The sequence below is a fragment of the Saccharothrix longispora genome (assembly GCF_031455225.1).
GTDB classification, from domain to species: domain Bacteria; phylum Actinomycetota; class Actinomycetes; order Mycobacteriales; family Pseudonocardiaceae; genus Actinosynnema; species Actinosynnema longispora.
Window position 1 is genome coordinate 2,135,024 of record NZ_JAVDSG010000001.1, and the last position, 9,708, is coordinate 2,144,731.

Below are 9,708 nucleotides of genomic sequence, written 5' to 3' on the forward strand. Positions count from 1 at the left end.
CTTCGGCGTCCAAGGGGGGAAGAGCGACAACGGTGGAGTCTCCCGCCGGCGGGACAGCCCACAGGCACAGGGCGACCGCGCTGCCGCGTCACGGCGACGGCCGGGGTGGGATCGCCTCGTGGACTCGTCCTCGGTGCGGCCGGTGAAGCCCGGCCCGAACCGGACCGGGCCCCGTCGACCGCACTAGGGTGGGCTCCGAGCACCATCCGAGCACCATCCGACCACCTAAGCGCGTGGTGTGTCCCCGACGGTGACGTCGACCAGTGCCAACCCGACGACGTCCACCCGACGGTTGCACGCCGACCGGGCCACAACCACGACAAGTACAGCGTGCTGCACTGGCCCCGGCTGCGGGCCTGGCTCGACGACGACCGCGAGGACATTCGTCTGCGCAACAGGCTTGCCGAGGCCGCGCGCACCTGGTCGGCGTCGTGGCGGGACCTCGGCGCGCTGCTGCGTGGTGTCCAACTCGACGTGGCGGTCCCCTGGCGCGAGCGGGGTGGCTCCTTCAACGCGCTGGAGCAAGAATTCCTCGATGCCGGCATCACCGCAGACCGCGCCGCGCGCGCCGGGCAACTGCGTCGCACGCGCCAACTGCGACGGCTCACTGCGGTGTTCGCCGCCGTGACGCTCGTGCTGGCCGGCACGACGACGTGGGCGCTGCGGGCGCAGCGGACCGCCCAAGAACGGGAGGCGCACGCCAGAGCGCTCATCGACGCGGCCACCGCGCTGCCGCTGTTCTCCGAGGACCCGGCAGAGGACGCCGGAACACGTGCCCACAGCGACACACGGGACGTGTGGGCCGACCGGCGACCCGAGCACCGGCAGGCAGGCGCCGTTCGAGGCCGGTGAGACCCGCTCGCACGAAAGGTCGGTGAGCACCTCGGTCACTCGACGTTCGGGACCACCCCGCTCGCGTGGGGAAGACGGCCCCAGGTGTTCCTGGCTGTCGCCGTTCCCGCAAGCTCGTCACGAGCCCGGCTCACGGCCTGGTCAGGCTCGGGTCTCCAGTCGTGCGAGCAGCGCGAAGGAGTTCGGCAGCCGCCCCCGCCACGCCGCCGCCTCGACGCCGTCGGGTCGCCAGAACGGCTCGGGGTGCTCCGACAGGTGGAGGATCTCCAGCCCCGCGGAGAGAACGGCCATGACGATCTCGGCCAGGGTGACCTGCCGCTCCACCGCCCCGTTGGCCGGGAACGTGTCGTTGACGTGGTCGCGGTCGAAGTAGCCGCGATCGGGTCGGACGCGGGGCTCGTCCTCATCCCACGTCCAGAGCGGGACCATCGGGTGGGCCTCGTGGACGAACAGGTGCCCCGACGGCTTGAGCAGCCGTGCGACGTCACCCGCCCACGCCGTCAGGTCCGACAGCCAGATCAACGCGCCCTTGCCCGTGTAGACCAGGTCGGCGCACCCGTCGCGCAGGGGAGCCCCGGGCAGTTCGGCGACCACGTACCGGCAGTCCACCCCGAGTTCCCGGGCACGACGCCGCGCGGCCGCCGCCGCGACCTCGCTGAAGTCGACACCCACCACGGACCGCGCCCCCGCGCCCCCGCGCCCACCAGGGCCACGTCGTCCAGGCCGTGCCCGCTCTGCAGGTGCACCACCGCGGGCGACGAGGCCAGCACGGGCCCGAGCAGGTCGAGTTCGAGCGGGACCAGCGAGGACCGGTTCCGCGCCTGCGCCAGCAGGTCGTCGTACTCGCGGACGTGCTTCTCCGAGGCCGACTCCCAGGCACGCCTGTTCCACGACGTCTCGGGGTTCACACCCGCCACCGTGCCCGCGCCCGCACGACCCCGTCCACCGGATATCGCCTACGGGGACCTGGGTGCACGAGCCCTGCCCTGCCGGGAAGGAACGGCGGACGGCCGGGTCGGGGCGTCCTGCGTTTCGTCGAGCGCGATGAGCGTCGCGCTGCGGAAGGTCGCACCACCGAGTTCCGCAGGGACGCCGTCGCGTCGGCCGTTCGTCGGACCGGTCGACATGGCGGCGGCGGTGAACCGGGCGGAGCTGCGGGCACTGCGCAAGCGGGTGGCGGAACCGGGGTTGGAGAAGGGCGTCCTCCGCAAGGCGTCGCATATTCTGCGCAGGAGGTCGCGTCGTTGCCCGACCTCTGCGAATGGCTCGCCGCCGTCCCGGCCAGGACGCGGCGGGCCGAGGCTGACGAGCACCTGGCCGCCGGGATCGTCGAGGTCCACGCCGGTCACCGGGGTGCCTGTGGGCGTCCGCGGATCGTCGCCGCGCTGCGCCGCCGGGGCCGCCGGCTGGTCGGCGGCATCGCTTACCCGCCCACGGGGGAGGGCCGGCTCCACCTGGCCACGGTGATCGACCTGCACGACCGCGAGGTGGTCGGGCACGCGATGGCGGAAGACGTGCGCGCCGAACTGGTCCGCGATGCCTTCGACCTCGCCATCCGGCGCGCTCTGATCAGCGGCGCTGCGATTTCACGCCGATCGCACCCCCAGGGCTGTCCCGCTCCACGCTCGCCGGACCGGACGACCCGCTGTGGACCGACGTCGAGGCCACCGCCCCGGTCGAGGAGCGTGACCACGTGCCGGGCCTGCCCCTACCCACGCCGGGCTTCCTCGTCCGGACCACGGCGGAGGACGGGATCGCCCGGCTGCACAACCACGGCAGCGACCACCTGCGCCCCGGCCACGCGGAGACCGCCGATGGCGACGACCCGCACTACAGCCGGTTCGTCTGCACCACCCGCACCGGTCCCGCACCGGCGGGCGACCCGGCCGACAACCACTTCACCGTGCTGTTCCGCAGCCTGCGCGGCACCTGTCGCCGCATCCACCCGCTCGGCGCGGGGCACGACGACGGCTTTCAGGTGGTGCATGGTCACCCGGCTGGGCCCGGTACCTTGACGACGAGCGCTCCGGGGTCCACCTGTACCTTCAGCGACCTGGTCGTCCCGCAGACCTCTCCGTCGACCTCGAACGGTTTCGTGCGACTGCCGCGCAACTCCAGGCGTCGGAACCGGAACCGCTCCACCGCCGGCCCGTCCACCCGGCGGGAACCGATCAGGCGCCCCGCCGTGACGAGCCAACCCCTGGTGCGCACGTCACGCAGCAACGCCAGGTCCAGGAGCCCATCGGCGGGATCCGCCTCCGGCAGGAGGGAGACCCCGCCCTGCAAGGCACCTATGTTGCCGACGACCGCCCCCAGGACGCGGCGGGTCAGCCAAGGACCGTCGTCCAACCGGACAGCCACCCGACTGGCCCCCGATCTCAGACCCTTGAGGACCGCCGGCACGTACGCAGGCCACCCCAGGAGGCGCTTCATCCTGGGCGAGGTGTCGCGGACCATCTCCGCGTCCAAGCCGATCCCGCCCATGCCGACGAAAGGGCGTCCGTCCAGCAGACCCATGTCGATGCGGCGGTCCGCCCCGTCGAACGCGGACGTGACGGCGTCCTCCACCCCACTGCCGATCCCCAGGTTCCTGGCCACGAGGTTCCCCGTGCCGATCGGCACGATTCCCATCGCCACCCCGGTGTGCGCCAACCCGGCGGCCACCGCGTTCACCGTGCCGTCTCCACCACACGCCAGGACCAGCCGCGGGTGGTCGCGCAGGGCGAGTGCCGTCACCCCCGACCCGGCATCGTCAGGGGTGGTCTCGAACCACCGCGGCTCGCACCAGCCGCGTTCCCGGGCGGTGCGGGACACCAGGTCCCGAAATCCGGAGTGGTCCACCACGGCGACCGGATGAACGACCACCGCCACACCAAGCCTGTCACGCCATGGATCCACCCGAACCGCCTTCACGAGGTCGACACCGGACCGGATGCCCTCCGGCAGGCGAACGTACACGCGAACGTGACACGCAAAGCACTGCGAACCCGGCCAGGCCGATCACATCCCCGCCCGCGTCGCCGACGCGGGTGCGGCTCGGCAGGGTCCACCGCCGTGGACCCGCGGGTCCACGATCGAGCCATGAGCCCCGTGCAGGGTGTGCGAGCACGGTTGCGTCAGCACGGAGCCGAGGCGATCGATCACCCCGGTGGCACCCTCTACGCCCACCTGTCACGCGTCCACGACAGCCTCGGCCGGCTGGGGTTGGGTGCCGACGTGCGGTTGGCCGGTTTGGCGCACGCGGTGTACGGCACGGACGGTTTCGACCTCGCGCTGATCGATCCCGCCGACCGCGCCACGCTGCGGGACCTCATCGGTGAGTCGGCGGAGAGGTTGGTCTACCTCTACGGCGCGTGCGACCGTGGCCTCACCTGGCCGCGGCTGGTCGGCACCGGTGAGGTCCGGAACCGCTTCACGGGCGCGAGCGAGCGCCTGGATTCCCACCGGCTGCGTCTTTTCGTCGACCTGAGCATCGTCAACGAACTGGACGTGGTCGAACAGGACCCGACCGTGGCGGAGAATCACGGCGCTTACTTCCGAACGCTGTTCACCTCCTGGGCCCCGGTCGCCTCTGCCAGGGTCACAGCCGAGGCCGAGCGGGTTCTGGACTTCAGCACCGCGACGGCAGGCTGACGAGGAGCACTCCGCCGATCGGTCCGCCTCGGTGTCAGCCGAGGTGCGTCCCGGAGTCCCACCAGTCGAGCACCCGCGCCCCGAACAGGGTCAGCCACTTCGACGGCTCGCCAGCCGGGACGTCGACCTCGAACCACACCCGCCCGGGGTGCCGGCGGGCCTGGAGCCACGTGCCGTCGGGCTGCCGGGCGGCCCGGACCCGCTCGATCGCGGCGGCCATGCGCGGGTCCGGCGGTGTGCCGTCGAGAAGGGCGGCCCGGCGGAAGTACTCGGCCGCGTTGAGCACGCTGTAGTACCAGCGGAACGGGTAGGCGAAGCGGTCCACCCACGGCGCCACCGGTTCCCCCGTCGACAGGCGGCGGAACAGCCCACGCCGCAGCAGGTACTCCTCGCCCGCACGCCGGGCGGCGTGCGTCGCGTCCGTGCCGCCGGTCGCGGCGTCGTGGGCGAGCAGCCCCGTGAGGGAGTTGAGCGTCGAGTGGAACGACGATCGCCTGGAGCCCTCGACCCACGCGCAGTTCCAGCCGCCGTCGGGCAGTCGGTGCTCGACGAACCAGTCGACGACGCCGGTGACATCGGCGCCGAGCCACAGGCCGTTCCCCACCGTCCAGGCGTTGACGCAGCAGTCGACCTCACCACCCCAGTACGGGAGGCCGTCGTACTCCCAGCGGCAGTGCTCGGCGAGCAGTTCGGCCGTGCGGCGCTCGCGCAGGACCGCTGCGTCCAGACCCCACTCGCGCAGCGAGTTCAGCGACCAGGTCGTCGCAGTCCAGGGCTGCCCCTCGGTCTCCGCCGCACCGAACTCGAAGCCGGCGGGGAAGTACGCGCCGCCGGCCCACCGGCCGTCGGGGTCCTGGAGGGCGAGCAGTCGCGCGCCGAAACCCTCGGTCGCGACCCGGGCCCGGGTCGCCTCCCAGACCTCGGGCGGTTCGCCCGCGAGGTCTCGCTCGACCTGCCAGCGCAGCGCCGGATCGGAGTCGAGGAGCCACGCGAGCACGTCGCCGGTCACCATGGCGCGACCTTAATGGAGCTTCGTCAGGTCGGTTGAGGGTGGCCTGTGGTGGTGTGGCCATCGCCGGCGTGACGCCGGAGGAGATGGCCGAGCGCCTCGGCGGTCGACGACACCGGCTTCCGAGGGCGGACCTCCTCGCCCGAGCCGGTGATGGACTGGCGGTTGTTCCGCCGCGGTGCTCAGGTGAGCTGTTCGCGCGATCCGGGAAAGGGGTCGGCGAACCGCAGTTCGGCCGCCAGTGCGCACTCCTCGTCGGTGAGCAGCGCTTCCCGCAGGGCGGAGGCGACCACCTCGGGCGAGGAGCGGTGCGAGACGACCACCAGTTCCTGGGCGCGGTCGCCTGTGCGGGGGTCCCAGCCGGTCGCGGTGGTCCGCGGCCGGTCGTCCACCGCGGCCGGCCACGGGCCCGCTTCCCCGATCCGCAGTGACCTGCCCGCCGCTTCCAGCCACAGGGCGGTGTCGTGGCGGCTCGCCAACCGGACCCGGCCCCGGATGCGGACGGCACCGCGGCAGAGCGCGACGAGGACCCGTTCCAGGCGCGCGGGGTGGAAGGCGCGCCGGGCGGTGAAGTGCACGAGGTGCACCCCGTGGGCCGGCTCGCGTGGCGGTTCGCCGTGGAGCACGGGACCGAAGGTGTCGTCCACCTCGCCCCGTCGCGAATCGGCGGGGATGGCGGCCAGCAGTGCCGGGACGTCCAGGTGGGCCAGTTCCTGCCGTGCGGCGGTCGGGTTGAGCCGGTCGAGGACCGCGGTGACCCGTCGTCCTCCGGTCCGGTGAGCACGAGCGCGTCGGCGAACTCGGCCTGGCCCACGACCAGGTGCGCCACGGTGCGGTCGTCACCGGGGGCGGCGCCCAGGCCGCGGTCGGCGAGGAGTTCACCGCCGGTCGCGTCGGAGAGCCAGGTGGCCCGGTCGACGACGGTCACGACGGCGGTGACGCGGATCGGCTCGTCCGTCAGCGCGAGGCACACCGCCTCGGGTTCCAGCGCCGGGTCCAGGTGCACCACCACCGGTCCGTCCAGGCTCCGCAGCAGCGGCAGCAGGTCGTGACGCATCGTGCACGACACGCAGCCGTGCTCCAGGTGCAGCTCGGTCAGCAGGCCGTCGACCCAGCGGCGCACGACGCCGTCGGACAATCGGCGCAGGTCGTGGCGGACCAGTACCGCGCCCGGCAGCGCGTGCCACACCTCCTCCGCCACGACGTGCTCTTCCGACCCGGTGACCAGAACGACGGAGGTGCCCATGCGGGCACTGTAAATGAAAACCATTGTCAATACAATGGTGACCGGCCGAGGCGGTGCCGGCATTCGGGTGAGCGTGCGACATGCGGCATACATGCGCATGACCTAATGTGTTGTTGCGCTCGGTCACGAGCACTGGGACATCCAGGTGCTTTGACGCCCCGGCAGTACCGAAAGGCGGAACCCCATGACCACCGCACACCTGGAGCACACCGACCACGAGCACGCGCACGGTGAGGGCTGCGGCCACGTGGCCCTGCCGCACGAGGGCCACGTCGACTACGTGCACGACGGCCACCTCCACCGGGGGCACGACGGGCACTTCGACGAGTGCGAACCGGCCGACCACGGCGCCCACGACGACCACGACCACGCGCACGGCGAGGGCTGCGGCCACGTGGCGGTCCCGCACCGCGACCACGTCGACTACCTGCACGACGGCCACCGCCACGCCGTCCACGGTGAGCACTACGACGAGCACTGACCCGCGGTCGCGGTCCCACCCGCCGGGACGCCGGACGGCTGTCCCGCGGTGCGGCCGTCCTCACGTCGCCGGGCCGCCGGTCGGTCCCGGGTGCGGCGCCCTGCCCCGGTGCGCGGTGAGGGCGGTGAGCAGCGCCAGGTCGGCACGTCGTCCCAGCCAGGCGGGATCGGCGGGGTCGAGCAGGTGCGACCACGCCGCGACGTCCTCGTCCGCCAGGTGCGGGCGGGCCCGGTCGACCCTGGCGGCGAGTTCCCCCAGGACCACGTCGCGCACGTTCCCGGGCAGTGGGGCGGGCACGTCGACCAGTGCGCTGCGGCTGGTGACGCCGGTCAGTCCGGCGTCCGTCAGCAGGTCGGGCCAGCCCCCGGTCCGGCGCACCCGACCGGGCCGGGCCTCGGACCAGGCGGTGAACCAGCGGTTGTGCGCCTCGTCGAGGCGCACCTCCAACCCGGGGCGCCCGACGCCCACGTCCCAGGGCAGGCACCGCGCGGGCAGCCCGCCCTCGACGAGGCAGAGGGTGCCGCCCAGGCGCAGCAGGCCGGCGAGGCCCGCCACCGCCGCGCCCCAGTCCCTCGTGTGGTGCACGCAGGCGGCCGACCACACCGCGCGCACCGCCTCCTCCAACAGGGGCGGACCGTCGTCCAGGTCGTGCAGGACCGGCCGAACGCGGTCCCGCACGCCTGCTTCCCGTGCCGAGCGGAGCACCGCGTCGAGCATGGCCGGGTCGTTGTCCACGGCGTGGACCCGGCCGGTGTCCCCGACCCCGCGCGCCGGCACGACGGTGACCGCGCCCGCGCCCGGCCCGACATCCGCGACGACGTCGCCCGGGCGGACGCGCAGCGGTGCCAGGAGGGACGAGTGGGCGGCCAGGAAGACCGCCTCGGCCGCCACCGGTTCCCGGGTGGACGTTCCGGTGCCGTCAGGTGGAGCGGTCGTGGTCATCGTCGCCGTCCTGCTCCCCGGTGTCGTCCGGTCAGAGCTGCGCGGTGTGCCGCGGCAGGGGGAAGTGGTGCTCGTGGTCGTGCGCGTCGAGGTCGTCCCAGGCGGGCAGCGGGTCGTCGAACCGCCGCCACGCGGTCGGGCCGCCGGCCAGTTCGTCGTCGGTGAGCAGGGCGGGGTCGAGGCGGCGGCGGGGTTCGTCGCGGTCGAGGCCGACGCCGATGAACACCAGTTCCTGGCGCGCGGTGTGGCCGTCGAGCAGCTCACCTGGCTCGATGGTGAGGTTCGGCCCGGCCTGGGACCACACGGCGAGGGTGTGCGGGCGGCTGGCGATGTGGCAGAAGCCCTTGCTGCGCACCACGTCGTGCCAGTCCTCCAGCGCGGCGGCGAGCCGGGCGGGGTGGAAGGGCCGGTCGGCCCGGTAGGTGGCCGAGCGGATGCCGTACTCCTCGGTCTCCGGGGTGTGCGACCCGGCCAGCTCCTCGGCCCAGCCCGGTGACGTGGCGGCGGTGACCGGGTCGTAGCGGCCGGTGTCGAGCACGTCGGCCAGGTCGACCACGCCGCGGTGGGAGCGGACCAGCCGGGCGTTCGGGTTGAGCTCGCGCAGCAGTGCCTCCACGGTGGCGAGCCGGTCGGGCGTGGCGAGGTCGGTCTTGTTGAGCACCAGCACGTCGGCGAACTCGACCTGGTCGACCAGCAGGTCGGAGATGCCGCGCTCATCACCTTCGCCGGCGGAGATGCCGCGCTCGTCGAGCCGGTCGCCGCGTTCGAGTTCCACCATGAAGGTCGAGGCGTCGACCACGGTGACCATGGTGTCGAGACGCGCGTGGTCGGACAGGCTGGTGCCGTCCTCGAAGGTCCACTCGAACGTCGCCGCGACGGGCATCGGCTCGGAGATGCCGGTGGACTCGATGAGGATGGTGTCGAAGCGGCCCTCGCGGGCGAGCGCGCCGACGCTCTCGAGCAGGTCTTCGCGCAGGGTGCAGCAGATGCAGCCGTTGGTCAGCTCCACCAGGCGCTCGCCACCCCTGCCCGACACCAGCGAGGCGTCGATGTTGACCTCGCTCATGTCGTTGACGACCAGGGCGACCCGGCGTCCCTCGCGGTTGGCCAGCACGTGGTTGAGCAGGGTGGTCTTGCCCGCGCCGAGGAAGCCGGACAGGACGGTGACGGGAACGCGGGGATCTGCGGTCATGGGGTTCTCCGGGTGGGGAGGGCGGACGTGCTCCGCTCGACCGGTGGAGCGCACCCGGTCGGTCGACGGCCTCGGCGGGGTGGGGGAGCGGTGCCACCCGCGGCCGTTCTCGGCGGCGGCGCCGTGAGGACACGTCGACTCCGCGAAAAATGACAATCGTTTTCATCAGTTTAGCCCGCCGGGTACGCGGGGGTCGAGAGGGTGCGGGGGCGACCGCTCTCGTCCGGCGTGGAACGCCTCCGGCCTCCGGGGGTGGGCGCCGGGTGGCGTCTTCGGGACCGCGCACGTCGGTTGCGCCATCCAGCGGACGGAGGCGGGGTCGCCGATGGGCCGAACGGCCCAGTTCGCCTCCG

Annotated in this window: 11 protein-coding genes; 3 read left to right on the plus strand and 8 right to left on the minus strand. The window is 73.0% G+C overall.

What is annotated here, in order from left to right:
• Positions 1-330: 330 nt before the first annotated feature.
• Positions 331-852, plus strand: coding sequence for an nSTAND1 domain-containing NTPase (locus J2S66_RS08915; protein ID WP_310306092.1), 522 nt, complete (start codon positions 331-333; stop codon positions 850-852).
• A 141-nt stretch (positions 853-993) separates the two neighbouring features.
• On the opposite strand, the gene J2S66_RS08920 is transcribed toward J2S66_RS08915, so the two are convergent.
• From J2S66_RS08920 to J2S66_RS08935, 4 genes are all read right to left on the minus strand, one after another.
• Positions 994-1,527 carry a class I SAM-dependent methyltransferase gene (locus J2S66_RS08920; RefSeq protein ID WP_310306094.1) on the minus strand — a complete coding sequence of 178 codons (534 nt, stop codon included), beginning with the start codon at positions 1,525-1,527 and terminating at the stop codon, positions 994-996.
• A 281-nt stretch (positions 1,528-1,808) separates the two neighbouring features.
• Complete coding sequence (locus J2S66_RS37110) at positions 1,809-2,351, minus strand: hypothetical protein (RefSeq protein WP_374726071.1); 543 nt, start codon at positions 2,349-2,351, stop codon at positions 1,809-1,811.
• Between the two features lie 209 nt (positions 2,352-2,560).
• Positions 2,561-2,845, minus strand: coding sequence for a hypothetical protein (locus J2S66_RS08930; protein ID WP_310315385.1), 285 nt, complete (start codon positions 2,843-2,845; stop codon positions 2,561-2,563).
• Complete coding sequence (locus J2S66_RS08935; protein ID WP_310306096.1) at positions 2,842-3,717, minus strand: diacylglycerol/lipid kinase family protein; 876 nt, start codon at positions 3,715-3,717, stop codon at positions 2,842-2,844. Before J2S66_RS08935 ends, J2S66_RS08930 begins: the two co-directional genes overlap by 4 nt.
• Positions 3,718-3,933: 216 nt before the next feature.
• Here J2S66_RS08935 and J2S66_RS08940 point away from each other — a divergent pair, with 216 nt between their 5' ends.
• Complete coding sequence (locus J2S66_RS08940; RefSeq protein WP_310306099.1) at positions 3,934-4,485, plus strand: DUF6817 domain-containing protein; 552 nt, start codon at positions 3,934-3,936, stop codon at positions 4,483-4,485.
• A gap of 34 nt (positions 4,486-4,519) precedes the next feature.
• On the opposite strand, the gene J2S66_RS08945 is transcribed toward J2S66_RS08940, so the two are convergent.
• Together J2S66_RS08945 and J2S66_RS08950 are read right to left on the minus strand one after the other, a co-directional pair.
• A complete protein-coding gene (locus tag J2S66_RS08945; RefSeq protein ID WP_310306101.1) occupies positions 4,520-5,497 on the minus strand; it encodes a squalene cyclase in 978 nt (325 codons plus the stop codon).
• Between the two features lie 179 nt (positions 5,498-5,676).
• Positions 5,677-6,141 carry a CobW C-terminal domain-containing protein gene (locus tag J2S66_RS08950; protein WP_310306103.1) on the minus strand — a complete coding sequence of 155 codons (465 nt, stop codon included), beginning with the start codon at positions 6,139-6,141 and terminating at the stop codon, positions 5,677-5,679.
• A 783-nt stretch (positions 6,142-6,924) separates the two neighbouring features.
• On the opposite strand from J2S66_RS08950, the gene J2S66_RS08955 reads away from it, so the two are divergent.
• Positions 6,925-7,221, plus strand: a complete 297-nt coding sequence (locus tag J2S66_RS08955; RefSeq protein WP_310306105.1) for a hypothetical protein — start codon at positions 6,925-6,927, stop codon at positions 7,219-7,221.
• A gap of 60 nt (positions 7,222-7,281) precedes the next feature.
• Here the strand turns inward: J2S66_RS08955 and J2S66_RS08960 are convergent, their stop codons facing one another.
• Both J2S66_RS08960 and J2S66_RS08965 read right to left on the minus strand, forming a co-directional pair.
• The gene (locus J2S66_RS08960; RefSeq protein WP_310306107.1) at positions 7,282-8,163 is read right to left on the minus strand and encodes a methyltransferase domain-containing protein; all 882 of its coding nucleotides are present in this window, start codon (positions 8,161-8,163) and stop codon (positions 7,282-7,284) included.
• Positions 8,164-8,194: 31 nt separating this feature from the next.
• Positions 8,195-9,355: a GTP-binding protein gene (locus tag J2S66_RS08965; protein ID WP_310306109.1), complete on the minus strand. Its 1,161-nt coding sequence runs from the start codon at positions 9,353-9,355 to the stop codon at positions 8,195-8,197.
• Positions 9,356-9,708 lie beyond the last annotated feature (353 nt).